Genomic DNA, 26,265 nt, shown 5'->3' with positions numbered 1-26,265 from the left:
TTCTAATTAAAAATATCGCGCCCGTCAAATTTATTAAAAAGCGCTTTGATACGCGCAAAAATAAGTCTGTTTTGCGTGTGTTTAAGGTTCGGGTCGCGCGACAAAACTTCATAACAAAGCTTTTGCGCGTGCTTTAAAATTTCCAAATCGGTGAAAAGATTTGCAACTTTAAGTGTCGGCAAGCCGTGCTGGCGCGTTCCGAAAAATTCACCGAATCCGCGCAGTTCAAGGTCTTTTTTCGCAATTTCAAATCCGTCGGACGATTTAACCATAATTTTCATTCGCTCGGCGGTTTTCTCGTTGTCAAGCGCGTTGCAGAAAAGTATGCAGTATGACTTGTGTTCGCCCCTGCCGACGCGTCCGCGGAGCTGGTGAAGCTGGGAAAGTCCGAATCTTTCGGCATTTTCAATCAGCATAATCGTTGCGTTGGGAACGTCCACGCCGACCTCGATAACGGTTGTGGACACCAAAATGTCAAGTTCGCCGTTTTTGAACGACTGCATAACTTTGTCCTTTTCGTCCGCTTTCATTTTGCCGTGCAAAAGCCCGATTTTCCGCGTGGGGAACACCTCGTTTGCAAGGTGCGCAAACATTTTTTCGCCCGACATAACGTCGAGATTTTCGCTTTCGTCGATAAGCGGACACACGATGTACGCCTGTCTGCCTTTCTCGATTTCCTTTTCCACAAACGAATATGCGCGTTTGCGATACGATTCGTTCACGCAGAAGGTGTCGATTTTCTGCCGTCCTTTCGGCATAGAATTTACGATTGATATATCCAAATCGCCGTATAAAATCAGCGCAAGAGTGCGCGGAATGGGCGTCGCGCTCATAACAAGCACGTTGCACGCCTTTGTTTTTGCCGACAAAACGGAACGCTGATTTACGCCGAAACGGTGCTGTTCGTCTGTGACGGCAAGAATAAGTTTCGGAATTTTTACGTTGTCGTTAAGCAGAGCGTGTGTGCCGATTATAACGTCAAATTCACCGTTTTCAATAGCCTCGTAGAGCTTTTTTTTGCCCTTTGTCGACGACGTTAAAAGGCAGATGTTAACACGTCCGTCAAACATTTTTTTGAGCGTTTCGTAGTGCTGAACCGCCAGAATTTCGGTGGGCGCCATAAGTGCCGACTGAAAACCGTTTTTCACGCAGACGTACATTGCCGCGGCGGCGATGACGGTTTTTCCGCTTCCCACGTCACCCTGAATAAGTCTGTTTGCGCATTTTTCGCTCTGCAAATCGCAAAGCACTTCATTAAGAACGTTTTGTTGTGCGCCGGTCAGCGTGAACGGCAGAGTTTTTTCAAATTCTTCCTTATATGATATGTCGCGCACGCGCTCGGTAGTTTTTTGTTCGCGGTTTTTGCGAATGTATAAAAGCGAAAGCTGAAGTATGAAAAGTTCCTCAAAAACGAGCCGTTCGCGCGCCTTTGCAAGCGTTTCAAAGTCTGACGGAAAGTGCATCTGCCGGAGTGCAAAATCAAGCGAACAGAGCGAGTATCTCTCGCGTGTAAAATCGTCGAAAATATCGTAAAATATATCGAATTTGTCAAACGCATTTTTCACCGTGCCGCGCACAAATTTCTGTGTAACGCCTTTTGTAAGGTGGTAAACGGGCATAATTTTAAGCACGTTTTCAGCGTTGTCCGCGCGCTCTGCCTCAAGCATTTCCAGCTCAAGTTTTCCGAAATTTTTCGTCACCTTGCCGTAAAAAATATACCCTGCGCCGAGGTCGAATTTCACGGGATATTTCGGGTTTGAAAACCATTTCACGAAAATAACTCCCGTGCCGTCGTTTACGGGCAGAGCACACAAAACAATGTTCTTTTTAATTCTTTTCTGCATAGGAAATGAGGACAAAACAGCCTTTATACAGCATCTTTCGCCCTCTTTAGCATCGCATATTTTAACAAAAGTCCGCCTGTCCTCGTAGTCTTTGGGAAAATTGTAAATAATATCCCAGACGTTGTAAAGCGACAGACGGTTAAGCATAATTTTTCGCTTTTCACCGACGCCCTTAATGTAGGTAACGTCGGTGTTGAGCGTTTTTATGTAACTTTGAAAATCCATAAAATTTACCTATTCCGCCGACGCGATATACGAATAAATCGGCTGTTCGCCGCGCATAACGGTAACGTCGCAGTCGGAGAATTTCTTTTCAAGTTTTGCTTTCAATTTTTCGCCTGCCTTGTCGGGCACTTCTTCACCGCAGAAAACGGTGATGATTCCTGTGTCACTGTCAACGATTTCCGCAAGCGACGAAATCAAAACATCCTCGTCCTTTTTGCCGACAATTTTAATTTTTCCGTCAACAATGCCCAAAATGTCGCCTGTTTTGATGTCGTTTCCGTCAAGGTTTGTGTCGCGCACCGCGGTTGTAATCTGCACCGACTTCACGCCGTCAATAACCTCACACATAACGTCCTCGTTGTCCTCAACCGGCAAATCCTCGTCGTATGCAAGAAGCGCGGAAACCGCCTGCGGAATACTTTTTGTCGGAATTACGATAACGTTTCTGTCAGAAAGTTCCTTCGCCTGTTCCGCCGCAAGAATGATGTTTTTGTTGTTTGGGAACACAAAAACGTTTTTCGCATTCACCAAATCAATAGCGGACAAAATGTCCTCTGTGCTGGGGTTCATAGTCTGACCGCCCTCAATAATGTGGTCAACGCCGAGGTCGAAAAATGTCTTTTTAATTCCGGCGCCCGCCGCAACGCAAACAAAGCCGATTTCCTTTTCGGCATTCTTTTTGTCCTCTTTGGTGATAACCTTTTCGTCGTGCTGATAGCGCATATTGTCGATTTTAATGTTGATAAGTTCGCCCAGACGGAGCGCCTCGCCGATAACAAGGTTCGGCGTGTTTGTGTGAATATGCACTTTCACCACGTCGTCGTCATCTATAACAAGCATACAGTCGCCGTAGTATTCGATTGTCGATTTAAACTTGAATACATCAACGTTTTTAGCCTTTTTGTTAATCAAAAATTCCGTGCAGTACTGGAATTTTATATCCGCCTGAACGTCTTTCGGCGTGCTTTGCGTTTTAAGCGGTGTTTCTCTTTCGTCAAGCGCAACGATTTCACCCGTTTTGAGAAACGCGAGCGCGCCCTCCAAAATGCACACAAGACCTTTTCCGCCTGCATCTACAACACCTGCCTGCTTGAGCTGGGGGAGGATAAACTGTGTTTTTGCAAGCGACTCATTCGCCGAATTTACGATTTTTTCAAAAAATTCAACCGCGTCAAGACCGTCTTTCGCGTATTTTTCCGCCGCCTCCGCAGTTTCGCGCGCAACGGTGAGAATTGTGCCCTCCGTCGGTTTCATAACCGCGCGGTAAGCGGTGTCCGCCGCCGATTTAAACGCCGCCGCAACGCCCTCAAAATCAGCGTCCGCGCCCGTCAGACCTTTGTTTATTCCGCGCATAAGCTGTGATAAAATTACGCCCGAATTTCCTCTTGCACCGCGAAGCGTCGCCGACGCCATGATTTTGGAAATATCCAAAACACTCTTTTCGCGGTTCGCCGCAATCTCTTTGACCGCCGCGGAAATCGTAAGCGACATATTTGTGCCCGTATCACCGTCGGGAACGGGAAAAACGTTAAGGTTGTCAACAATGCTTTTCTGATTGCAAAGATTGTTGGCGCCTGAAATTATCATATCGGCAAACAGTGTGCCGTCAATTTTCTTAACCATCTTCTTCTCCTTATTTTTGCAATCTGAAGCCCTCAACATACACGTCAACCTTTGCAACTTCCATACCCGTGATGTTTGCAATGTGGTATTTAACGTTGCTCATAACGTTTTCCGAAACGGCGCCTATATTTACGCCGTAGTCAACAATGATGTGCATATCAACAGCAATTTTGTTATCTTCCGTGTAAACCTTAATTCCTTTTGTAAGACTGTCTTTTTTTAGCAAACTTGCAAATTCGTCTTTTTTGGAGCGGTATGCCATACCCACAACGCCGTAGCAGTTTTCGGCAACAATTCCCGCCGCTTTGGCAATAACGTCAAGGTTTATAAAAACATCGCCCTTCGCAAGCTTTGCGCATACAATTTCCATAAAAAGCACCTCCTATAATTTAATTATGTTTATGTTATCTGTATTTTGATAAATTTCATTTTCACGGCAGGCAGAGATTATCACCTGCGTGTGTTTTGCGTAGTCCGAAAGGTACGAAAACACTGTTTTAAAGCGCAAATCGTCGTATTGGCTGAACGCGTCATCCAAAAAAACAGGCGCATTTTTCTCGTTTATCATATCTATTATACCAAATCTTAACGCAAAATACAACTGGTCGAGCGCACCTTTGCTCAAAATTGTTTCGTCGGCATATCCGCCGTCTTTTTTATACCGCGCTCCGAAGGTTTTGTCAATCAAAACGTCGCTGTGCGCGCCGTTTGTGATTTGCGAGAAAATTCCGCTCACCTTTTTTGCGAGCGACGGCGCAAAGTTGCTTTGCTGGCTTGACACGGCGTATTCAAAAATTTCTTTCGCCGATGTGATTATTTCAAGCTCTGCGCGTTTTTCTTTGAGTGCCGATTTTGTGTTTTCAATCTGTTCTTCAAGGCTCAAAACGTCGTCTGTGCCCGTTTTTACCGAATAAATTTCAAATTCCGTTTTGTTTAATTCGCGCATAAGATTTGCAATTTCGCTCATTTTTTCTTTGACGAGTTTTTCCGCATCGGCTTGCGAAACGGTCGGTTTTGCGGATTTTAATTTTTCAAGAAGCGCGTCTTTTTCGGTTTCGCCGTATTCTTTCAAAAGCGCGTCCGACAGGCTTTCGAGTTCGTTTTGTTTTGACAAAAGCGTGCCTTGTGCCGAATTTATCTTCGCTCTAAGCACTTCTCTCTGCGATAAGACCGCCGTGTAAGCGTTCTTTTTTGAAATGTAATCGGCTTTTGACAAAAGATTGACCTTCTTTAAAAAGTTCGCGCCAAATGCCTCGTTTTCCTCTTTTTGTTTTTCGGTTTTGTCGAATTCTTCCGACGTTTCGTTGAGTTTTTTGCCGTTTGATATGTAAAGATAAGCGCTCACAACACCCAAAACCGCCGCCGCAATGCACAAAACAGGCATTACAAACGCAAAAACCGCAATCATTGCAAGCGACGCGATAAGCAGTGCAAACCACGTTTTTTTGCCCGACGAAAGATTTTTCCTACGCTCCCCCAAAATCATAAGACGTGCGGAAAAATTGTCGTCTTTTTCACTTAAAAACCGCGTTTCCTCCTCCTCGGAAATATTTTTTATTCCGTCGTAGACGCTCATATCAAAGCTTGAAAATTCGTCGTTTAATCGGTTTAATTCGTCTTGCGAAAATTTTATTTCGTTTTGGAGTTTCTCAATTCTCGCACCGTTTTCTCCGAGACGCGCAATGTTTTTTTCGTGTTCAAGTTTTTCTTTTTCTTCCTCTGCTTTTTCGAGTGCGGATTTTATTTTTGCAAATTTTTCCTCCAGCAACACCGATTTTCCGCTGTTTTCATTCGCTTTGTAAAGCCGTTCGTCAAGGTTTGAAAGTTCGGTTTCAAGCGTCGGAATAACCGCGTTTTTCCGCTTGGGGGAGGACAAATTTAAAATATCTTCGTCAATTTTTTTGCAAATTTTCTCCTGTGACGTGTTTTCGTCACCGCTTTGCGCGAGGTTTGAAAGGCGCGCGGAAATTTCGCCGTCACCGCCCGAAATTTTGCTTGAAATGTTGGACACAAAAAGCGTATTCAAAAAAGCGTCCTCGCCGAGTGAAAATAGATTTTTGCCGATATTCTGGGCGAAATCGACGCTCATAACATCACCGTTTACCTTGTTCACAACCGAAATTTGCTTTGCTTTTGCGCCCTTTGACGTTCTGAAAATTTCGTATTCACAGTTATCGCCGCACACCGTAATGCTTCCGCACATCGGCTCGCCCGAAAGCGGAACATAACGTTTAAATTCGCTTTTTCTGCCCGAAATTCCGTAAAAAATGTATTTTATAAACGCGATAACCGTCGATTTTCCCGATTCGTTCGCACCGAAAAGCACATTCAAGCCGTCGGAAAAATTATAGGTTTTGTTCTCGATACCGCCGAAAGTTTTTATGTTTATTTCCTTAATATACAATCCGTCACCGCCTAAAACAGACCGAAAAGATAGTCTGCAACTTTGTCGTAAAATTCCTTGTTTCCGCCGTCAGAAAGCTCTTTTATGCGCTTTGCGCAAATGCCTTTTAACGTGTATTCTTCGCACAGCGCGTCAATGTCAAGGAGAGATTTCGTTTCGTCGGAGAATTTTATGTAAAAAACGCTGTCTTCAAAAAACGAGTTTAAAACGGCCTTGTCAAGCTTGATTTCCGCTTTTTTTCCGCCCGTGAGAACGATTTTGTAAAAGTCGGACGCGCGCGTTAATTTTTCGCGGATTTTGCCGATAACATCTTCAAAAATTTCACAGTCCGAAACGTCAATTTCGCAGACGTTGAATCGTCTTTTTTCAAGAGGAACAAATTTTAAATCCGCTTTTTGCTTGTCAATATTTCCGATAAGAACGCCCTTTTCACCAGTTTCGTCAAAACCGTGCGGTTCGAGCGCGCCCGAATATGCATAGTGAGTTTTTCCCGACGTCAAAATGCCCGAATATGCGTGCGTGTGACCGAGCGCAATGTAGTCGGCATTGGTACCCGAAATATCGCTTTGCAAAAGGGGATTGTATTCACTGCCAGATTTTAGGTCGCCGTGTATGCAGACGAGATTTATCTTGCCGTCGTCAGGCGCGGAAAAGCCCGAAAGCAGGCAGTTTTCCTGATATTCGCCGTCGAATCCTGCGCCGATAACGCGCACGTTCAATGCGTCGAGTTCAACACATTCGAGGCTTGTGCCGAAAATTTTCACGTTTTCGCTCAAATTTTCACCAAGACGCGAATAAATTCCGCTCGCGATAGGGTCGTGGTTGCCGGGTGAAATAAATACATAAATTTCGGGAATTTTCGCAAGCGTCTTGCGTACAAAATCCACCGTGCTGTCAGCGGTTAAAGCGCTGTCGAACAGGTCGCCGGCAATAAGTATGATTTTAACATCTTCCTCTTTTGCGAGATTTATTGCTTTTTCAAATGTTTCTTTGTATTCCGCGCGCCTTAACGCGCTTTTTTCGGGGGATAAGCCCTCTGTTTTTCTGTCAAGATGCACGTCTGCAATGTGCATAATTTTAACCATTTTTTCACCTCAAAATACCGATTACCGCGCGGTCGTTTCCGCCCAAATCGCGTTTTACAACGGTATTTTCAAATTTTTCTGTCATTAAGCTTTTAACCGCGTCAGCCTGGTCAAAGCCGATTTCAAAAGCCAAAATTCCGCCTTTTTTAAGAAAAAATTCCGCGTCCGCGACGATTTTTCTGTAAAACAAATGTCCGTCTTTTCCGCCGTCCAGAGCGGATTTCGGTTCGTAATTTTTCACCGTTTTGTCAAGCTTTTCAATTTCGTCGGTTTCGATATACGGCGGATTTGACACGCAAATATCAAATTTTCCGTATGCTTTTTTAAGATCTGAAAGATTTTCCAAAACGTCGAGCCGTATAAACTCGCAGACGTCCGAAACGCCGTTGATACGGGCGTTTTTCTCGGCAACCGCAAGGGTTTTTTCAAATTTGTCAACGCACACAACGCACTGTGCCGAGGTGTATTTCGCGCACGAAATTCCAATCGCACCGCTCCCCGTGCACAAATCGAGAATTTTATCGCCCGTTTTTGTCCGCGCGATAACCTCTTCAACCACCGTTTCGGTGTCGGGACGGGGGATAAGCGTGTTTTCGTCAACGCAGAATTTGAGTGACATAAACTCTTTTTCGCCCAGAATATAGCCGAGCGGAACGTCGTTTTTACGCTTTTCCAAAAAATCTTTAAATTGGGCAAACTTTTCGGTCGGCAAAATGTTGTTTTTGTGTGTGACAAGGTAAATTTCGTCACATTTTAAAATGTGTTTAAGCATTGCCGTAACGTCGGTTTGAGGACGTTCAATTCCGCATTGCAAAAGCATTTTCTGCGCGCAGAATTTCAGTTCGCCGATTGTGCTGTTTTTGTCAAAATTCAAATTATTTTCTACCATTTGTCGTCGTCTTTGTTTCCCGTCAAAACGCTTTTGAGCGCCGCAATGGCAACTTCAAGCTGGCTGTCGTCGGGCTCGCGCGTGGTGAGAAGCTGAAGTGCAAGACCGGGCGAAGTGAGCCATTTCACAAGCTTTGAGTCGCTCCTGCCGGCAAATTTTATGATTTCGTACGAAACGCCTGCAACCACGGGCAAAAGAAGCAGTCTGTAAAGCATTCTCTGCCAAACGGTTTCCCACTTTAAAAACGAGAAAAATATTATGCTGATAATCATAACGATAAGCAAAAAGCTTGTTCCGCATCTCGGGTGCAGACGCGAATATTTGCGCGCGTTTTCGGGAGTTAATTCCTCGCCGTGTTCGTATGCCGCAATGGTCTTGTGTTCCGCGCCGTGATACTCAAAAACGCGCTGAATGTCTTTCATACGCGACACCAAAAACAGGTACGCAAGGAAAATCACAATTCTCACACCGCCCTCGCAGAGCGACAAAACAGGCGCGCTGACAATGAATTTTTTCAGCCACCCGACAAGCACCGTGGGGAGAAGAATGAATAGTCCCACGCTGAAAATGAGCGACACGAAAACCGAAAAATATATCACAATATCTTTAACCTTGTCGCCGAATTTGTCGTCCAGCCACTGCTCGAATTTCGACGGCTTGTAATCTTCGCCGTCCTCCAAATCCGCCTGCTCGGCGGAAAACATAAGGCATTTCACGCCGGTAATCATCGACTCGAAAAACGAGATTACACCGCGCAAAATCGGAATTTTCAAAAATTTATATTTTGTAAAAACCGAGCTTACTTCTTTTTTGTCGATTATAATTTCGCCGTTTGATTTCCGCACCGCCGTGGCGATTTCTTTCGGTCCGCGCATCATAACGCCCTCCATAACCGCCTGACCGCCGATGCTGGTTTTATGCACTTTTTCGTTATTGGTCTTTGCCATTGTTATCCTCCTGATTTGCACTGTTTGCCGGCGACTGTTTTTCCGCCTCGGCTAAAATTTCTTCAAGACGCTTGCGCACCTTTTCCTTTTCCTCGCCGTCGGGCAGAGTGTTGAAATCGTCTACAAGCTTTTCCAGGCTTTCGCCCTCTTTAAGCGGACTTTCCGCCGATTTTGCACCGTCGGTTTTATCGGTGTTTTTGTCTGTTCCGCCTGTTTTATTTTCGTCCGTTTTAACTTCTGTATCGGTGCTCTGCGACTGAACCGCATTTCTGTTTTCGCTTTTGCAGTGTTTTCTTTGCGAAAACGCAAAAACGCAAACCGCCAGCACTGCCAGAACCGCAATAATGACTGCGGTAAAAGCCTTTTTATGTTCACTGAAATAATTCACAAAATTAACCTCGCTTTACTGATAAATACACTTGTATTGATTATACTACAAACAAAATAAAAATTCAATATAAAAATTTGAATAATAAAATTTTATATGCAAAAATTATAAGTGGAAAGAAGGGAAGAAAGTTGATAAATACAGTGATTATGACATTGCAGTTTTTCTTTTCCGCAGTGGTGGGAATATACTTTTTTTCATTGCTTTATTCGCAGAGAAGCAGTCAGAATGCCGTTACGGGAGAGTCGAAAAAAGAGCTTGAAAAGCTTAATGCTCTTGAAAAAATAAAGCTTGCCGAACCGCTTTCCGAGAAAACGCGTCCGAAAAATTTGAGCGAAATTGTAGGGCAGGAGGAGGCGGTAAAAGCGCTTATAGCCGCGCTTTGCGGACCTAATCCTCAGCACGTCCTTATTTACGGACCCCCGGGCGTGGGCAAAACCGCGGCGGCACGGCTTATTCTGGAGCGTGCAAAGCACACTGCGTGTTCGCCGTTTTTGCCGAGTGCGAAGTTTATCGAAACCGACGCAACCACTTTGCAGTTTGACGAGCGGAGCATTGCCGACCCGTTAATCGGCTCGGTGCACGACCCTATTTATCAGGGTTCGGGCGCATACGGCAACGCGGGAGTTCCCCAGCCCAAACCGGGCGCGGTGTCAAATGCGCACGGCGGTGTGCTTTTTATCGACGAAATCGGTGAATTGCACCCCATTCAGCTCAACCGTCTTTTGAAAGTATTGGAGGACAGACGCGTGAAATTTGAGAGCGCGTATTATGCGAGCGGTGACAAAAATATTCCATTGCATATACACAAAATTTTCCGCGACGGTATGCCTGCCGACTTCCGTCTTGTGGGCGCAACGACGCGAAATCCCGAAGAAATTCCGCCTGCTCTGCGCTCGCGCTGTGTGGAGATTTATTTTAACGCGCTGGACAAAAACAGCGTTGAAAAAATTGCCGAAAATGCCGCAAAAAATGCGGGCGTGTCGCTTGAGGACGGCGTGTGCGAACTTATTTCGCAGTTTGCCGACAACGGGCGCGACGCGGTGAGCATTATTCAAACGTCAATCAGCGCCGCGGCGACCGAGGGCAGAAAAAACGTGACGGTGAAAGACACCGAGTGGGTTTTACAGGTGGGAAAATATCAGCCAAAGGTCATTGCAAAGTGCGCGTCCGAACCGAAAGTCGGCGTTGTAAACGGTCTTTCGGTGGCAAATTTGTCGACGGGATATTTTATGAAAATCGAGGCATCGGCGAAGAAAAGCGCAAACGGCGGAAGCGTTTCGGTGAGCGGAATTATCGAGAGCGAACAGCTTGAAATGCGCGGAAGACGGCTCATTAAAAAGAGCACCGCGAAAGAGTCGGTGGAAAACGCAGTGACGGTTTTAAAGAACGTTTTCGGAATAAACACCGCCGATTTTGACATTCATATAAACTTCCCCGGCGGTATTCCCGTTGACGGTCCGTCGGCAGGAATTGCGCTTGTCTGCGCGGTTTATTCGGCGGTGAAAAACATCAAAATGCCGTCTGATATTGCACTTACCGGCGAGGTTTCCATTCTCGGCTCGGTTTATGCTGTGGGCGGTGTGGCGTCCAAAATCGAGGCGGCGCAAAATGCGAATATCAAACGCGTGATAATTCCGCGCGACAACTACCGCCGAACGTTTGAGGATTTGCCGATTGAGATAATCTGCGCCGACAACATTAAAGACGTTATAAAAATTTGCTTTAACACCGCTGAAAACGAGGGTGTATACGTTCCGGGCGAAAAGCTTATGATTGCAAGCGCGAGCGAGGTAAACAGCGGAAAATAAAAAAACACAAAAATTTCCAAAATTTTTGTTTAAAGGGACAAAAAGCGGGTAAATACCTTATAGCAGAATTTTTGGAGGTGAAAAAGGGTGTTTGAAAAAATTAAGAATATTATTGTCGAGCAGCTCGGAATTGACGAAAGCAAAGTTACTCCCGAAGCGTCGTTTATAGATGACCTCGGTGCGGATTCGCTTGATATGGTCGAGCTTATTATGGCTATTGAAGAAGAATTTGAAATTGAGGTTCCCGAAGAAGAGGCGGAAAATATTGTTACCGTTTCGGACGCAATGAACTATATCAACTCAAAAGTAAACTGATTTAAGAAAAGGGCATCAGATGTTCGAGCATCTGATGCCTGATTTCGGTTAGGTGAAAATATGAATAAATTAGATAAACTTCAGGAAAAAATAGGGTATAAATTTAAAAATGTCAGCCTTTTGAAAACTGCGCTTACGCACAGCTCATACATAAACGAGGTGAAAGGCGCAAAGTGCTACGAGCGTATGGAATTTTTGGGCGACAGCGTGCTGTCGGTTGTGGTGTCGGAATACATTTTCAATCACTTAAAAACCAGCAGTGAGGGCGATTTGTCTAAAATCCGCGCAAGTGTTGTGTGCGAGGAAGGGCTGGACAAAATCGCCGCGGAAATCGGCATAGGCGAGTGCCTGTATCTCAGCCGGGGCGAGGAATTAAACGGCGGAAGAGAGCGCAAATCCATAATCGCAGACGCGGTTGAGGCGGTTTTTGCAGGCATTTTTCTCGACGGCGGAATGGACGAGGCAAAAAGGGTTATTTTGAATTTTACCGTTAAATATATAAACGAATATTCGGGCAAAAATCCGAAAATTCTGGAATACAAAACGCGTTTGCAGGAATACGCTCAGGAATATGCAAAGAGTGTGGAATATACGCTTGTTTCGCAGAGCGGTCCCGACCACGACAAACGCTATGTTTACGCGGTTTCGGTGGACGGAAAAAAATGCGGTGAGGGCAAGGGCAAAAGCAAAAAAACCGCAGAGCAGGCGGCGGCAAAAGAAGCGTGTATGAGGCTGGGCATAAAATGAGATACTATAATATCCCCGTTTTTGTACCGCATATCGGGTGCACGCACAACTGTGTTTTCTGCAATCAAAAAAAAATCACCGGCAAAAAAAGCGTGCTCGATTATGCCGAGGTTGACGGCTTTATAAGAGAAAATCTTGAAACAATTAAAAAATATTCAAAGGGCGGAAAATACGTTGAAATTGCGTTTTTCGGCGGAAGCTTCACCGCGATAGATTTGGATATTCAAAACGCACTTTGCAATATTGCGTATAAATATTTGAAATCGGGCGAGGTGAACGGTATAAGATGTTCAACCCGTCCCGACGCGATAGACGAAAATTGCCTTAACCGCCTTAAAAATTACGGTTTTACGGCAATCGAGCTGGGCGTCCAGTCAACCGACAGCGACGTGCTGAAAAAAAGCGGACGCGGACACAGTGCGGACGCGGTGTTTAAGTCGGCGTGCCTTATAAAAGAACACGGGTTTTCGCTGGGACTTCAAATGATGCTTGGACTTTTGGGCGACACAAAAGAAAAAATGCTCAAAACCTGTGATGACATAATAAGCCTAAAACCCGATTGCGTAAGGGTTTATCCCACGCTTGTGATAGAAGATACGGCGCTTTTCGATATGATGAAAAAGGGAAGCTACACGCCTCTTTCGCTTGAATTTACGGTTGAAATTCTGTCGGAAATTCTTGAAAAGTTTTATGCAAACAAAATTAACGTTATCCGCGTGGGACTTCAGACCACCGGCGAGGTGAACGAAAACACCGTGACAGGACCGTATCACCCTGCAATAAGGGAAATGGCGGAAACGCTGATGTATAAGAAAAAAATAGAAAAATATGTTTTGCAAAACGGCGCAAAAGGCGAAATAACCGTTTTTGCAAACAGTAAGGACATCGCCGCAGTGTCGGGATATAAAAAGGAAAACAGGCAGTATTTTTGGAAAAAATACCGTCTTAACATAAAAACAAAAACCGACAGCGACGTGCTGAAAAAAAGCGGACGCGGACACAGTGCGGACGCGGTGTTTAAGTCGGCGTGCCTTATAAAAGAACACGGGTTTTCGCTGGGACTTCAAATGATGCTTGGACTTTTGGGCGACACAAAAGAAAAAATGCTCAAAACCTGTGATGACATAATAAGCCTAAAACCCGATTGCGTAAGGGTTTATCCCACGCTTGTGATAGAAGATACGGCGCTTTTCGATATGATGAAAAAGGGAAGCTACACGCCTCTTTCGCTTGAATTTACGGTTGAAATTCTGTCGGAAATTCTTGAAAAGTTTTATGCAAACAAAATTAACGTTATCCGCGTGGGACTTCAGACCACCGGCGAGGTGAACGAAAACACCGTGACAGGACCGTATCACCCTGCAATAAGGGAAATGGCGGAAACGCTGATGTATAAGAAAAAAATAGAAAAATATGTTTTGCAAAACGGCGCAAAAGGCGAAATAACCGTTTTTGCAAACAGTAAGGACATCGCCGCAGTGTCGGGATATAAAAAGGAAAACAGGCAGTATTTTTGGAAAAAATACCGTCTTAACATAAAAACAAAAACCGACAACGCGCTGAAAAAAGGCGATATAAAAATTTTATAAAAAAATATTTACTTTTTTTAAATAATATGATATAATATTTAGCTAATAAGTGGTGCAGTATCCTAGTCGGATCTGTTAGCTTGTAAGGTGGGCCTAAAAATCCACTAAAGGGCATATCGATGAAGTTCCTTGTGTTTGCTTCTTACGCCCAGTTTGGGGCAGATGCTGGGAGTTAAGGTTTAAGGGCAGACCCGTAACGGCATACGGGCGTTGTCCCTTTTACCGCGGAGACCTAAATTCGTGGCGGTTAGTCAAAGGGCTTTAGTCTTTTTGAAAAGAACCTTTTTCCAAAAAGGCAAAGTACCTTTCTATAATGCTTTGCGCTACGGTTTAGGCTGTAACCTGTTTTGCGGTGTAGGTAACAATATGCTGTGAGCAGAGTAGCCTGCCTTGAGTGAGCAAATACGGATAACCGTCAGACGCGCTTTCTAATGGCCTTTGGACGGCGCGTTATAGGGTTTGAAATGGTGCTTGCAAAAGAGGATAAGAGTTGACACGACCGTTGAGGAAAACTCCTAGGCTGTGTTATACGGGGGATTGCAGTGCGGACTAAGTGGCAATTCAGTCATATCTTTGGCGACAGGGTATGCTGTGCCTTAATAGGAAACTGCCGTTTTGGCGACGAAGCGGCGGCGCGGCGGGAAATCCAACTGAACCTAAGCCGTAAATTTTACTTCGTATAATACCACTTTTATTTTAAATTCAAACGGGTTTTGCGCCCGTTTTTGTATATTTATCAAAAAATATTTGCGAGGATTTTTTTAAAGAGAAATGAAAAAACAGAAAAAATATAATCTCTGGCCGCTTAAAATTACCGTATTCACCTTTTTTTTGTCGGTATCAATCAACGTGGTGACAAATCTGCTCATTGAAAAGGTGAGTATTGTCTGGGCGTTTTTTGTGCTGGTGTGCGTGGTTTTAATCGGCATTATTTTTGACATTGTCGGAATTGCGGTAACAAGCGCGTCCGAAACGCCGTTTCACGCGCGCAACGCAAAAGGCATACCCGGCGGAAAAGAGGCAATTTCGCTTATAAGAAGCGCGGAAAAGGTGTCAAACATCTGCAACGATGTTATCGGCGATACCGTCGGCGTTGTGTCGGGCGGACTTGCCGGCGCGATTGTAACGATTATCGCGGTGAAATATCACAACGGCGATGAGATGTTTTTAAACCTCGTCCTTTCGGGAATTGTTGCGGCGGTGACGGTCGGCGGAAAGGCGGCGGGCAAAAACGTTGCAATGACAAAGAGCCACGACATCATTCAGGGCGCAGGCATTGTTATGCATTTTATCAAAAATATCTTCACATTCGGCAAAGCCGGCGGTAAAAAACAAAAGAAGAAAGAGCGCTGAAAATGTTTCTTGAAAAAATTAAATCTCCCGATGATTTAAAAAAAATAAATAAGCAGGATTACCCTGCACTGTGCGGAGAAATCCGCCGTGCGCTTGTGGAAAACGTTATGAAAACAGGCGGTCATCTTGCGTCAAACCTGGGTGTTGTGGAGCTTACGCTGGCATATCACCTTGTTTTTGACTGCCCGAAAGACAAAATCGTGTTTGACGTCGGGCATCAAAGCTACGTTCACAAAATGCTCACGGGGCGGTATGAAAAATTTTCTACAATCCGTCAAATGGGCGGACTTTCGGGATTTCCCAAGCCGTCCGAAAGCGAATATGACGCTTTTGCGGCAGGGCACGCAAGCACATCGGTGTCGGCGGCGCTCGGAATGGCGCGTGCGCGCGACCTTCTCGGAGAGGATTACAACGTTTGTGCGTTTCTCGGCGACGGCGCACTGGGCGGAGGTATGGTTTACGAGGCTTTGAGCGACGCAGGCACAAGCAAAACGAAGCTTTTGGTAATTTTGAACGACAACGAAATGTCTATCGAAAAAAACGTCGGCGGAATGTCGGAATATCTTTCGCGTCTGCGCACGGCGAAAAAATATCTTCACACAAAAGACAGCGTTAACAATCTGCTTTCAAAAATGGGAAAAGCCGGAGATGTTGCAAAACACGCTATTTCAACAGTAAAAGACGCGTTTAAATATTCTGCCATTGCCGGCGGAGTTTTTGAAAATCTCGGATTTACATATATCGGAATTATAGACGGGCATAATATCGAAATGCTCACAAAGGTTTTTGAGCGCGCAAAAGAGCTTGACGGACCTGTTCTTATACACACGTTCACAAAAAAAGGAATGGGCTACGAAAGCGCGGAAACGCACCCCGAAGAATTTCACGGAGTGAGCAGAAAAGCTACAATTATAACCAAAAATGCGATTAGTTTTTCGTCTGCGTCGGGCGAAATTTTAAAAAGCCTTGCGCTGCAAGATGAAAAAATCGTCGCGCTCACCGCGGCAATGGGTGCCGGGTGCGGACTTTGCGATTTTGCGAAAAAATTCCCGAAAAGGTTTTTTGATGTCGGCATTGCCGAACAGCATATGGTCACCACCGCGGCAGGTATGGCGGCAGGAGGTTTAAAGCCCGTGGTTGCGGTGTATTCCACGTTTTTACAGCGTGCGTACGACCAGCTTATCCACGACGTTTGCCTGCAAAATTTAAACGTTGTTTTTCTTGTGGACAGGGCAGGAATTGTGGGCGAGGACGGCGAAACGCATCAGGGAATTTTCGATTTGTCGTATCTTTCGCATATGCCGAATATGAAAATTTTGGCGCCCACAACTTATAAAGAGCTTGAACAGATGATGAAATACGCGCTGTATGAGGCAAATTCGCCCGTTGCGATACGCTATCCGCGCGGTGCAATTTCGCTTGACGACAGTTTGCCGGATTTTGAAATCGGCAAGGCGTGCGTTGTAAACGACGGATATGACGCGGCGATTTTTGCGGTCGGCAGAATGAACAAAATCGCGAAAAGCGCGGTTAAAATTTTAAAAGAGAAAAATATATCCGCTGCACACATAAACGTTCGCAGTGTAAAGCCGTTTGACATGGCGCTTTTGGAGGAATATTCCAAAAAATGCAAGCTTGTTTTCACGCTGGAGGACAACCTTGTAAACGGCGGTTTCGGAAGCTATCTCGCGGTAAATTCAAACATCAGAAATTTTGTTAATATCGGCTGGGGCGACGAATTTATTCCGCACGGAAAAGCGCGTGAACTTTTTGAAAAATACGGTCTTGACGGCAAGGGCGTTGCCGAAAAAATAGAAAATGCTTTGAATAATTTATGATTAGGGGTTTTAGCTTGAAAGAACGATTGGATACGGCGCTTGTTAATAAAGGTCTTGCCGAGAGCAGAGAAAAGGCAAAGGCATACATAATGGAGGGGATTGTTTACGTCAACGGGCAAAAGGCGCTCAAGGCAGGCGACAAAACGGGTGACGGCGACTTTCTCGAAATACGCGGAAACACGCTTAAATACGTCAGCCGGGGCGGTCTTAAACTTGAAAAGGCGGTAGATGTTTTTGACATTGACCTTAACGGCAGGGTGTGCGTCGACATCGGCGCGTCAACGGGCGGATTTACCGACTGTATGCTTCAAAACGGCGCAAAAAAGGTGTATTCCATCGATGTCGGTTACGGTCAGCTTGCGTGGAAACTGCGAAACGACGAACGCGTGGTGAATATCGAGCGCACAAACGTGAGGTATCTCGATTTGGAGCTTATAAAAGACGATATTGATTTTGTTTCGATAGACGTTTCTTTTATCTCGCTAAAGCACATTCTTCCCGTTGTTTATTCGCTTTTGTCGAATGACGGACTGTGCGTTGCGCTTATCAAACCGCAGTTTGAGGCAGGACGCGAGGAGGTAGGCAAAAAAGGCGTTGTGCGCGACAAAGAGGTGCATAAAAAGGTTATTTTAAACTGTTTAAACCTCGCGCGCTTATCAAATCTTTACCCCATAGGACTTGATTTTTCACCTATTAAAGGCCCCGAGGGAAACATAGAATTTTTGATGTTTTTGTCGAAAAATGCCGAAACAAGCGGAATTATCGGCGAAGAAAATCAGGAAGAAACCGCGGAAAACGTTGTAAATTCGGCGCATACGACGGAAAACTGAAATTTTATTAAAGAAAGGAATTTTGGCGATGAACAATAAGATGAATTTTCCCGACGGCACTTTGTTTGTCGGCAAACAGGCCTTTGTTCCGAAAGCGGACGGAAGCGGTTACAAAACGGTAGGCATTGATGAAAGGTTCGGAATTGAAGTTTTGTCGGACAGTCTTAACGGCGCGGAAAATCTTGCAGAAACGGACGTTCAGACCGGCGGTGACATATCCGATATAAAATTTGACATAGACTTCACCTTTGCGGACAAGGCAAAGAGCGCAAAGAAAGAAATTAAGCCGGACAAAAAATCCGAAAAAGATAAATCAGAAAATTCGGAAACGAAAAAAACCGAAAAGACGGAAAAACCGAAGGTTATTTCGGTTAAATTCAGCGATACCGGTGCGCATACAAACGGCTTTGAAGATGACGCCGATGACGAAACCGCCGAGGATGAGCCGGACGAAAATATTCACAGCGGACACCGCGCGCGTCTTTATGAGCGCTATGAAAATCTCGGTCTGGAGGGTTTTGCCGAGCACGAGGTTCTGGAATTTCTTTTGTATTTTGTATATAAGCGCCGTGACACAAACCCGATTGCGCATCGCCTTATAAACGAGTTCGGAAGTCTTGAGGATGTTCTCAAAGCCGATATTTCCGACCTCCGCGATGTTAAGGGCGTGGGAGATAAAAGCGCGCTTCTTATCAATTTTTGCCGTCAGCTTATAATTTTTCTAAATTCCTATAAGAAAGAGGGCATACCGCTCCCGAATAAAGATGTGATGGGCGGGTTCTGCACCGATTATTTCAAACTGCACCCCGAAGAAAACTTTATTGTGCTTATTCTGGACGCAAAGCGCAGGCTCAAAAAGGTTGCGCCCATAAGCAAGGGTACGGAAAACGAAACTGCGTTTTATCCGCGCAAGGTTTTGAAAAGTGTTATAAAATACAGGGCAAACACCGTTGCCATTGCACATAACCATACCGGCAACTGCGTCCACCCGTCGGATAACGACATAAGAGTTACGGATAAAATCAGCAAACTGCTCGACGGTATAGGCGTTCCGCTGATTGACCATATCGTGTGCTGCAACGACCGGTATACAAGCCTTGCAGAGCGCGGAATGATCGGCAGAGATACGCGCGGAATGTATTAAAATAAATGATTAAAATTTTATGCACCTCGGTTTTGAGGTGCATATTTTTGCTTATTCTACGGCGTAACGTCGAGTATGTAGTCCTCAATGCTTCCGGGAATTTCGTTAATTCCCGTGTATGTTTCGGGCACTTCGCCCACAATCACGGTTTGCGCAATGAGAAACGACGTTTTCACGCGCGCGCCCGTTTTCACCGCTGGCACGGCGGCAGACACGTTTGCGTCAACGTCAAGATAGATTTTGTGCACCGTTTGGTTCACTCCTGCCGACGTAAAATCGTCGCGGAAATTCACGTCAACAGTTGGGTTCGGCATAATTTTAAACGGTATTTTCGGACCCGTTCCCCACATAAATTCGTTTGAAAAAAAGTTTCCGAGCGGTATTGCAATGTCGGCGCGGTCCGATTTTGTTATGCCGTTTAAAATGTCGAGCGTAAGCCCTGCCTTGATTTTGTTCACCTGCGAAAAATTCACCGAAAGCGCGCTCACGCGCTCGTTTGCGTCCTTCGACACCGTTACAATATCGCTGTAATCCGCGCTCCCGTCGGAGAGATTTTTCAGCACCGCGGTGTTTATTATGCGCACGGCGGTGTTTTTAAGGTGCGTGTTTGCAACCGACATCACCAGCGGACGCACAAACGACGCGGAAAAAACCAAAACCGCCGTGACAAGAAAAAATATAAAAAACGGAAAAATCCGCCGTCTTTTTCTGAACATTTTGCTCACCCGTATTCATTATATGCGTTATGCGCGAATAAATTTACACCGCGCGTGGGATACTGATTTTTGGTGAGATAAATGGAAAAAAGATGCAAATCGGTTTTTAAAATTTTTGCGGTATGCTGTGCGCTTTTGCTCGTTGTTATGCTGAAAATCGTGATTTTCGACAAGGAAAAATTTACCTATGCCGCGTCGAAACAGCACCTTATTCCCACAACCGTGAAAATCTACCGCGGTATGATTTACGACCGAAATTATATCCCGTTCGTCGATGGCCGAAGTTATATTCTAAAAAAGGACGACGGCAACGGGAAAAGCGTGCGCTACAACGTAACAAAGCGTTACGACGAGCGCAGTCTTGCGCGTCATTTGGTAGGTTACGTCGACGCGAAAAACGACGGCGCGAGCGGACTTGAAAAACGGTTTAATTCGTATCTTTCGGGCGAGGGAAGCTATGTTTTCAGCTCAATCGGCGACGTCAACAGCAACAGCATAAAAGCTTTGCCCGAAACGGTGAAAAACGACGGCGAAATGCAAAAGGGCATACAGCTGACGCTTGATTATCACATTCAGAAATCGGCGGAAAACGCGCTTGACAAGTGCGGAAAAAACGGCGCGGCAGTGGTTTTGGACGTTGAAAGCTTTGACGTTCTTGCAATGGCGTCACGCCCCGATTTTGACCAGAATAACGTTGAAAAATATATAAAAAACGGCGGAACGGAGCTTATAAACCGCGCGGTGTCGGAGTATAACGCAGGCAGTATTTTTAAAATCGTAACCGCCGCGGCGGCGCTGGAAAACGGCGCAGTCGGCGAAAATTTTACCGATTTTTGTGCCGGTGCGGAAAATATCGACGGCATAGAATTTGTGTGCAACAAAAAAGAAGGGCACGGCGAACTTGATTTTTACAGCGCTTTTGCAAAGTCGTGCAATGTTTGTTTTTATGATTTGGCAATTTCGGCGGGTTCTGATAAGCTGTGCGATATGGCGAAAAAATTCGGGATAGGCGAAATTGTGTGCGGTATAGACGGCGAAAAACACGGCAGTGCCGAGGTTGGTCCGACAAGGTGCGACACCGCGAACAGCGCGATAGGGCAGGGGAAGATTATGATTACACCGTTGCAGGCGGTGCGTATGACGGCGGTTATCGCAAACGGCGGTGTGATGAAAAACGTTAATATTGTCAAGGGAAAAGCGTTTGACAACGGCGGTGACGGCGGGTTTTATTACGAGAGCGAAAAACAGGTTGTGAGCCGTGACACCGCCGATAAAATAAAGGATATGATGTACCTTGCAGTCGCGCAGGGGACGGGCAGAACAGCGTATGACAAAAAATTGAAAATATGCGGAAAAACGGGCAGTGCGCAGACGGGTTGGGAGGAAAACGGTTCTCTTATGGTTCACGGCTGGTTTGTGGGATTTTTCCCGTATGAAAAACCGAAATATGCAATGGCGGTGTTCCTCGAAAACGGACAGAGCGGTGCGGAGGCAGGAAAGGTATTTTTGGATATAGCGAGGGGGATTACGGAGTAAGGGAGGTTTCCCTTACAATTCTTCTTTAAAATTGCAGTTTACTGTGTCATATCAAAAACATAAAATATGTTATTTTTTCTTCTCGCTCCGCGGGGGCACTTTTAGAGTAAAAGTGCCTCAAAAGCGTGGGGGTTCCGATTCCCCCGCACCCCTAAACGGCTTGGGGTTTCACCCCAAGACCCCTCGTAACAATCAAATCATTCAAACAACAGATAATCGAAAATATTTTTCAAACAAAAACCAGAAATAAACCGTTCGCCGAAAAATTAACGTTTGCAGAACGGGTCAAGGGCAGAGCCCTTGTCGTTTGTGGGGTGTGGGGGAATCGAAACCCCCACGTTTTCCCACCGCTTTTGCGCCAAAAGCGGTGCCTGCGGAGCAAAAGAAAAATTACGATAACCTATTTTTGATATGATGGGAAAACTGTAACATTAAGGAAAAACAAAAAGGGTTTGTAAGGGAAACACCCTTACAAACCATCACGCTGTCTTAAAACGACTTCTTGTTCAAAAGTTCATCTTTAATTTTCCACAAATCGAGCGACAAATCAACATAATAATTATGCGGATTTTCCCAGCGTTTCACCTCGTCCCAGAGGTTGTCCACCTCGGTTTTGCACTTTTGTTTTATGCTCTCGATGTCAGGCAAATCATACACGCGTTTGCCTTTGTCAAAAATCTTAACCAAAAGGTTTTTCGCATAAAAATCGGTAATCGTCTTTCTCTTCCAGGTGTGCTCGGGGTCGAAAATCTCATATTCGCCGCTCGGCGCGTCCTCTTTTTCGAGCGTTAAAACGTCGGCAATCGCCTTGTGCGTTTCGTTTTCATAAAGTCTGTAAACATTCTTCGCGCAAGGAGTTGTGATTTTCGCAACGTTCTCCGAAAGCTTGATTTTCGGGATTTCTCTGCCGTTTTCGTCATACACTGCGCAAAGCTTGTAAACACCGCCGAAAACAGGCTCGGAGCGCGACGTGATAAGCCTTTCGCCCACGCCGAACGAGTCAATCATTGCGCCTTGGTCGAGCAGGTCGCGGATAATATATTCGTCGAGCGAGTTGCTCGCGACGATTTTGCAGTCGCCAAAGCCCTCTGCGTCGAGAATTTTTCTTATTTTTTTGCTCAAATATGTTATGTCACCGCTGTCGATTCTTACACCGGCAGGACGTATTCCCTTCGGAACAAGCACGTCGTTAAACGCTCTTATCGCATTGGGAAGTCCCGATTTTAACACGTTGTAGGTGTCAATCAAAAGCGTGCAATTTGTGGGATAAATCTCGGCATATGCGCAAAAAGCCTCATATTCCGAGTCGAAAAGCTGAACCCAGCTGTGCGCCATTGTTCCGAGCGCCGGTATGCCGTAGCGGACGTCGGAAATTGTGCAGGCAGTACCGCAGCAGCCGGCGATGTATGCCGCACGCGCGCCGTCAATAGCGCCGTTCGGACCCTGTGCACGGCGAGAACCGAATTCCATAACAGGTCTGCCTTTCGCCGCGCGGACAATTCTGTTTGCCTTTGTCGCGACGAGGCTCTGATGGTTGATTGTGAGAAGAAGCATTGTTTCGATAAACTGCGCCTGCATAACAGGACCTTTCACCTTAACAATCGACTCGCCGGGGAAAATCGGTGTCCCCTCCTCAATCGCCCATACGTCGCACTCAAATTTAAAGTTTTTAAGATAGTCCAAAAACTTGCCGCAGAACATATTTTTGGAGCGCAGAAATTCTATGTCGCTTTCGTCAAAATGAAGATTTTCAAGATAATCAACCAGCTGTTCAACACCTGCCATAACGGCAAATCCGCCTCCGTCGGGGATTTTGCGGAAGAACATATCAAAGCAAACTTCTCTGTCGCAAAAGCCTTTTTCAAGGTAGCCGTTTGCCATGGTGATTTCATAAAAATCTGTGAGCATTGTGTAATTTGCGTTATTTTTCATAAGTTATCCCTCAAGTGCCTCCGCAAGCCAAAAACCGCCGATGTCAAGCGCCTCGTACATATCCTCGCGCTCGGCTTTTTTCACTGTTTTGTCGTCTTTTGACGAAATAAGCTCGATGTAAATATACTGCGGAATTTCAACGTCTTTCACCGTTTTTGTTTTAAGCACCGACATACGAAGATAATATTTGTCATTAACGTCGCCGTATATTATAACGTTGCCGTGCCTTGTAAGCGGTATTCCTTTATATAAAAAAACTGTCTGTTCCTCGGTTTTCTTTTTCGCCATAAAAATCGCTCCTTTAAATCATACTCATTTCAGTTTACCATATTTTGCGCAATATGTAAAGAAAAATTTACTGGCTTGCCATATGTTCGTCATAATTTTCGGTGAAAATATGGCTTCCGTCCTTTTTATTTTCGTCGGTGTGATAGAATTTATACTTGTGAATGTCGGGCATAAGCGCCGCTTTTAATGACTTTATACCGGGGTTGCAAATTGCGCCGACGGGAAGTCCTTTGTATTTGTAGGTGTTGTACGGCGACGGATTTTCAAGGTCTTTGTAGTAAACCTTGTCCGCATTGTAAAGCCCGTTTGTTATGGCATAAACCACCGTTGCGTCAATTTGCAGAAGCATATTTTCATTAAGCCTGTTTTTTATAACGCCGGCAATTTTTCCGCGCTCGGAATCAAGCTTTGCCTCGCGCTCCACAAGTGACGCCAAAACAACGGTGTCGTAGTCTATGTTTTTAATATCGCCGATTTTTGAATACTGTTTTTCAAATTCGCCCAGCATTGTGTCGATAATTTCGTGCGCCGCTGCGGTTTTGAAAAATTCGTAGGTCTGCGGAAACAAAAATCCCTGAAGTTTGTATTTAAACTCGCGGTCGGGAATTTTTTTGATAAAATCATAACCGTATTCGTCCGACATTGCCGACAAAAACGCGTCCGCGCTCATAATGCCGTCGTTTTCAAGCTTTTGTGCAATCTGCTCCGCAGAATACCCCTCGGGAACAACAAGCGTAAAACTGTCGCCTCCTCCCTCGGTTGTAAGCTTTGTTATGATTGTTGAAAGGCTCATTCCCGTGTTAAGGTTAAACGTTCCGCTCCTTAATTTTGTTGCGGAATTTGTGGTTTTAAGCTTTAACGAAAACAGAATTTCGTTTTTGATAAGCCCGTTTGCCTTAAGATTTTTTGCAATGTCCTTTGCGTTTTCGCCGCTCGCAACGGTAAAAACAACGTCCTCGCCGATTTTGTCGGTTTTTACGAAAAACTCCGACGCATACGGATAAACCGCAAAAACGGCAAGCGCGATTATAATGATAAAAATAAATTTTTTCACTCATTTCACCTCGATTTTTGCGTATATATAAGTATTATACCACAATTTACCATAAATTTCAACATAATAAATTTTCGCAAAAGTATTGTATATTTTTTATTAAAATGTTAAAATAATCTCGGAGGGGATAAGATGAAAAAATTATGCGCTTTTTTGGTGTTTGTTTTTATGCTTAATACGCTTTGTTTCGGTGCTTCCTATTCGGATATTGAAGGGCACTGGGCAAAGGAGGATATAGAAAAACTTTCGGACAGTAAAATTATTGAGGGATACGACGGAAAATTCAATCCCGACGGGTTTATCACACGCGGTGAGGCGGCAGTGATTTTCAACCGTCTTTTTGCACTTTCCGACAAAAGCGAAAACACGTTTTCAGACCTTTCGGACACTTGGTATACCGACGCGGTTTTGTGCTTAAACAAGTTTAACATTATGCAGGGTGACGGTGACGGAAAAATTTATCCGACGGGCAATATTTCAAAGCAGGAGGCGGTTTGCCTCATCGCAAAAGCGTTTTACATAGGCGGTGAAACGGAGTATGTTTACGCCGACGCAAGCTATGACGCGTGGGCGAAAGAATATGTCAGCGCGGTTGCAAAACGTTTTGCGCTCCCCAATTCGTTTTTTAACACAGACCTACGCGAGCCTATAACACGCGCCGAAACGGTGTATATCATAAACAGGCTTATTTCTGCGGACTACCTCGGAAACGGCAGATTTTCGATAAACTGTGACAAAAGCATTGTGATAAACGGCGACGGCGTTATTTTGAGCGATATGTCGGTCGACGGCAACATAATTATCGGAGGCGGAGCGAAAAATGCCGAGCTTTCAAACGTTGACGCAAGCGGTGATATAATCGTCCTCGCGAAAAAAGCGGACTGCGATTTGAAGCTTAATTTCGTGACGTCGGGCGGTGTGAGATATATCGGCGACGAAAAGGTGAAATTTTACAATAACAAAGTTGATTTGCCCCTTTCGTTTGACAAAATTTCAGGTCTTTCGGGCGTCAAGAACGGCTACGGTCAGGGCAATAACACCGATGCGGACAACCGTCCGGCAACGGCGGTTAATTTGCAGGAGAAATACAAAGACCTCGGCGCGCTTTTTATAGGCGAAAAGAGCGACAAAATTTATCTTACTTTTGACGAGGGTTACGAAAACGGCTATACGTCCAAAATTCTGGACGTTTTAAAAGAGAAAAACTGCACGGCGGTGTTTTTTATCACAATGGACTACGCGGTGAAAAATCACGGACTTATCCGCAGAATGATTGACGAGGGACACGTTGTGGGAAATCACAGCGCAAACCACCATTCTATGCCGACTCTTTCAAATGCCGACTGTGCAAACGAAATTATAAGTCTGCATAAATACGTCCGCGAAAATTTTGGGTATGAGATGTATCTTTTTAGACCGCCGATGGGCGAATACAGCGAAAAAAGCCTTGCAATCGCAAATATGCTGGGATATAAAACAATGCTCTGGAGTTTTGCGTACCGCGATTGGCTCACCGACAATCAGCCCGATGTTTCGTATGCAAAAAGCCTTGTGACCAAAAAAATACACGGCGGAGGAATTTTTCTTCTGCACGCGGTGTCGAAAACCAACACCGAGATTTTGGGAGATGTGATTGACGATTTCCGTTATCACGGCTATACCGTGAAAGCATTTGAAATCGGTGATAAATAAAATATACAATCAACA

Annotated in this window: 22 protein-coding genes; 10 read left to right on the top strand and 12 right to left on the bottom strand. The window is 45.1% G+C overall.

Annotated elements, in window-relative coordinates:
* Window positions 1-2: 2 nt before the first annotated feature.
* From recG to H8706_RS06165, 8 genes are read right to left on the bottom strand one after another with little or no spacing between them, the layout of a single operon-like run.
* Window positions 3-2,069, bottom strand: coding sequence for an ATP-dependent DNA helicase RecG (gene recG / locus H8706_RS06200; protein ID WP_262431921.1), 2,067 nt, complete (start codon window positions 2,067-2,069; stop codon window positions 3-5).
* A gap of 9 nt (window positions 2,070-2,078) precedes the next feature.
* Entirely contained in the window at window positions 2,079-3,692 is a 1,614-nt protein-coding gene (locus tag H8706_RS06195) for a DAK2 domain-containing protein (RefSeq protein WP_262431920.1), read from the bottom strand.
* Window positions 3,693-3,702: 10 nt separating this feature from the next.
* Window positions 3,703-4,062 carry an Asp23/Gls24 family envelope stress response protein gene (locus H8706_RS06190; RefSeq protein WP_178347523.1) on the bottom strand — a complete coding sequence of 120 codons (360 nt, stop codon included), beginning with the start codon at window positions 4,060-4,062 and terminating at the stop codon, window positions 3,703-3,705.
* Window positions 4,063-4,074: 12 nt separating this feature from the next.
* Window positions 4,075-6,096 carry an ATP-binding protein gene (locus tag H8706_RS06185; RefSeq protein ID WP_262431919.1) on the bottom strand — a complete coding sequence of 674 codons (2,022 nt, stop codon included), beginning with the start codon at window positions 6,094-6,096 and terminating at the stop codon, window positions 4,075-4,077.
* Window positions 6,097-6,107: 11 nt separating this feature from the next.
* The gene (locus H8706_RS06180) at window positions 6,108-7,181 is read right to left on the bottom strand and encodes a metallophosphoesterase family protein (RefSeq protein WP_262431918.1); all 1,074 of its coding nucleotides are present in this window, start codon (window positions 7,179-7,181) and stop codon (window positions 6,108-6,110) included.
* 4 nt (window positions 7,182-7,185) lie between these two features.
* On the bottom strand, window positions 7,186-8,070 hold the full coding sequence (prmC, locus tag H8706_RS06175; RefSeq protein ID WP_262431917.1) for a peptide chain release factor N(5)-glutamine methyltransferase: 885 nt from the start codon (window positions 8,068-8,070) through the stop codon (window positions 7,186-7,188).
* Window positions 8,064-9,017 carry a DUF1385 domain-containing protein gene (locus tag H8706_RS06170; protein ID WP_262431916.1) on the bottom strand — a complete coding sequence of 318 codons (954 nt, stop codon included), beginning with the start codon at window positions 9,015-9,017 and terminating at the stop codon, window positions 8,064-8,066. Before H8706_RS06170 ends, prmC begins: the two co-directional genes overlap by 7 nt.
* The gene (locus H8706_RS06165; RefSeq protein ID WP_178347527.1) at window positions 9,001-9,405 is read right to left on the bottom strand and encodes a hypothetical protein; all 405 of its coding nucleotides are present in this window, start codon (window positions 9,403-9,405) and stop codon (window positions 9,001-9,003) included. The genes H8706_RS06170 and H8706_RS06165 overlap by 17 nt, the downstream gene beginning before the upstream one ends.
* Before the next feature lie 131 nt (window positions 9,406-9,536).
* On the opposite strand from H8706_RS06165, the gene lonB reads away from it, so the two are divergent.
* From lonB to H8706_RS06125, 8 genes are all read left to right on the top strand, one after another.
* On the top strand, window positions 9,537-11,216 hold the full coding sequence (lonB, locus tag H8706_RS06160; protein WP_316636591.1) for an ATP-dependent protease LonB: 1,680 nt from the start codon (window positions 9,537-9,539) through the stop codon (window positions 11,214-11,216).
* Window positions 11,217-11,303: 87 nt separating this feature from the next.
* Window positions 11,304-11,531, top strand: a complete 228-nt coding sequence (locus H8706_RS06155) for an acyl carrier protein (protein ID WP_178347529.1) — start codon at window positions 11,304-11,306, stop codon at window positions 11,529-11,531.
* 60 nt (window positions 11,532-11,591) lie between these two features.
* Window positions 11,592-12,278 carry a ribonuclease III gene (gene rnc, locus H8706_RS06150; protein WP_262431915.1) on the top strand — a complete coding sequence of 229 codons (687 nt, stop codon included), beginning with the start codon at window positions 11,592-11,594 and terminating at the stop codon, window positions 12,276-12,278.
* Window positions 12,275-13,867, top strand: coding sequence for a radical SAM protein (locus H8706_RS06145; RefSeq protein ID WP_262431914.1), 1,593 nt, complete (start codon window positions 12,275-12,277; stop codon window positions 13,865-13,867). Before rnc ends, H8706_RS06145 begins: the two co-directional genes overlap by 4 nt.
* Window positions 13,868-14,638: 771 nt before the next feature.
* Window positions 14,639-15,220 (top strand): hypothetical protein, encoded by a 582-nt coding sequence (locus H8706_RS06140; RefSeq protein WP_262431913.1) that lies wholly within the window; start codon window positions 14,639-14,641, stop codon window positions 15,218-15,220.
* A 2-nt stretch (window positions 15,221-15,222) separates the two neighbouring features.
* On the top strand, window positions 15,223-17,058 hold the full coding sequence (gene dxs / locus H8706_RS06135) for a 1-deoxy-D-xylulose-5-phosphate synthase (protein ID WP_262431912.1): 1,836 nt from the start codon (window positions 15,223-15,225) through the stop codon (window positions 17,056-17,058).
* The gene (locus H8706_RS06130) at window positions 17,055-17,888 is read left to right on the top strand and encodes a TlyA family RNA methyltransferase (protein WP_394354536.1); all 834 of its coding nucleotides are present in this window, start codon (window positions 17,055-17,057) and stop codon (window positions 17,886-17,888) included. Before dxs ends, H8706_RS06130 begins: the two co-directional genes overlap by 4 nt.
* 28 nt (window positions 17,889-17,916) lie before the next feature.
* On the top strand, window positions 17,917-19,032 hold the full coding sequence (locus H8706_RS06125; RefSeq protein ID WP_262431910.1) for a JAB domain-containing protein: 1,116 nt from the start codon (window positions 17,917-17,919) through the stop codon (window positions 19,030-19,032).
* Window positions 19,033-19,088: 56 nt separating this feature from the next.
* On the opposite strand, the gene yunB is transcribed toward H8706_RS06125, so the two are convergent.
* Window positions 19,089-19,748, bottom strand: a complete 660-nt coding sequence (gene yunB, locus H8706_RS06120; protein WP_262431909.1) for a sporulation protein YunB — start codon at window positions 19,746-19,748, stop codon at window positions 19,089-19,091.
* A gap of 81 nt (window positions 19,749-19,829) precedes the next feature.
* Between yunB and H8706_RS06115 the strand changes: the two genes are divergently transcribed.
* A complete protein-coding gene (locus H8706_RS06115) occupies window positions 19,830-21,284 on the top strand; it encodes a peptidoglycan D,D-transpeptidase FtsI family protein (RefSeq protein WP_262431908.1) in 1,455 nt (484 codons plus the stop codon).
* 489 nt (window positions 21,285-21,773) lie between these two features.
* On the opposite strand, the gene H8706_RS06110 is transcribed toward H8706_RS06115, so the two are convergent.
* The 3 genes from H8706_RS06110 to mltG all read right to left on the bottom strand — a co-directional run bounded on the left by H8706_RS06110 (window position 21,774) and on the right by mltG (window position 24,558).
* On the bottom strand, window positions 21,774-23,216 hold the full coding sequence (locus tag H8706_RS06110) for a nicotinate phosphoribosyltransferase (RefSeq protein WP_262431907.1): 1,443 nt from the start codon (window positions 23,214-23,216) through the stop codon (window positions 21,774-21,776).
* A 3-nt stretch (window positions 23,217-23,219) separates the two neighbouring features.
* Window positions 23,220-23,504 (bottom strand): hypothetical protein, encoded by a 285-nt coding sequence (locus H8706_RS06105; RefSeq protein WP_178347660.1) that lies wholly within the window; start codon window positions 23,502-23,504, stop codon window positions 23,220-23,222.
* Between the two features lie 67 nt (window positions 23,505-23,571).
* On the bottom strand, window positions 23,572-24,558 hold the full coding sequence (mltG, locus tag H8706_RS06100; protein WP_262431906.1) for an endolytic transglycosylase MltG: 987 nt from the start codon (window positions 24,556-24,558) through the stop codon (window positions 23,572-23,574).
* A gap of 132 nt (window positions 24,559-24,690) precedes the next feature.
* On the opposite strand from mltG, the gene H8706_RS06095 reads away from it, so the two are divergent.
* Entirely contained in the window at window positions 24,691-26,250 is a 1,560-nt protein-coding gene (locus H8706_RS06095) for a polysaccharide deacetylase family protein (RefSeq protein ID WP_178347662.1), read from the top strand.
* The last annotated feature ends 15 nt before the right edge of the window (window positions 26,251-26,265 follow it).

The sequence above is a fragment of the Qingrenia yutianensis genome (assembly GCF_014385105.1).
Classification (GTDB): domain Bacteria; phylum Bacillota; class Clostridia; order UMGS1810; family UMGS1810; genus Qingrenia; species Qingrenia yutianensis.
This window is presented reverse-complemented; position numbering and strand designations above follow the sequence as displayed.

Bases quoted from the DNA above. Each gene is read 5' to 3' on its own strand.
- recG (WP_262431921.1), bottom strand. From the start codon at position 2,069: ATGGATTTTCAAAGTTACATAAAAACGCTCAACACCGACGTTACCTAC.
- H8706_RS06195 (WP_262431920.1), bottom strand. From the start codon at position 3,692: ATGGTTAAGAAAATTGACGGCACACTGTTTGCCGATATGATAATTTCA.
- H8706_RS06190 (WP_178347523.1), bottom strand. From the start codon at position 4,062: ATGGAAATTGTATGCGCAAAGCTTGCGAAGGGCGATGTTTTTATAAAC.
- H8706_RS06180 (WP_262431918.1), bottom strand. From the start codon at position 7,181: ATGGTTAAAATTATGCACATTGCAGACGTGCATCTTGACAGAAAAACA.
- prmC (WP_262431917.1), bottom strand. From the start codon at position 8,070: ATGGTAGAAAATAATTTGAATTTTGACAAAAACAGCACAATCGGCGAA.
- H8706_RS06170 (WP_262431916.1), bottom strand. From the start codon at position 9,017: ATGGCAAAGACCAATAACGAAAAAGTGCATAAAACCAGCATCGGCGGT.
- rnc (WP_262431915.1), top strand. From the start codon at position 11,592: ATGAATAAATTAGATAAACTTCAGGAAAAAATAGGGTATAAATTTAAA.
- H8706_RS06145 (WP_262431914.1), top strand. From the start codon at position 12,275: ATGAGATACTATAATATCCCCGTTTTTGTACCGCATATCGGGTGCACG.
- H8706_RS06140 (WP_262431913.1), top strand. From the start codon at position 14,639: ATGAAAAAACAGAAAAAATATAATCTCTGGCCGCTTAAAATTACCGTA.
- dxs (WP_262431912.1), top strand. From the start codon at position 15,223: ATGTTTCTTGAAAAAATTAAATCTCCCGATGATTTAAAAAAAATAAAT.
- H8706_RS06130 (WP_394354536.1), top strand. From the start codon at position 17,055: ATGATTAGGGGTTTTAGCTTGAAAGAACGATTGGATACGGCGCTTGTT.
- H8706_RS06125 (WP_262431910.1), top strand. From the start codon at position 17,917: ATGAACAATAAGATGAATTTTCCCGACGGCACTTTGTTTGTCGGCAAA.
- yunB (WP_262431909.1), bottom strand. From the start codon at position 19,748: ATGTTCAGAAAAAGACGGCGGATTTTTCCGTTTTTTATATTTTTTCTT.
- H8706_RS06115 (WP_262431908.1), top strand. From the start codon at position 19,830: ATGGAAAAAAGATGCAAATCGGTTTTTAAAATTTTTGCGGTATGCTGT.
- H8706_RS06110 (WP_262431907.1), bottom strand. From the start codon at position 23,216: ATGAAAAATAACGCAAATTACACAATGCTCACAGATTTTTATGAAATC.
- H8706_RS06105 (WP_178347660.1), bottom strand. From the start codon at position 23,504: ATGGCGAAAAAGAAAACCGAGGAACAGACAGTTTTTTTATATAAAGGA.
- H8706_RS06095 (WP_178347662.1), top strand. From the start codon at position 24,691: ATGAAAAAATTATGCGCTTTTTTGGTGTTTGTTTTTATGCTTAATACG.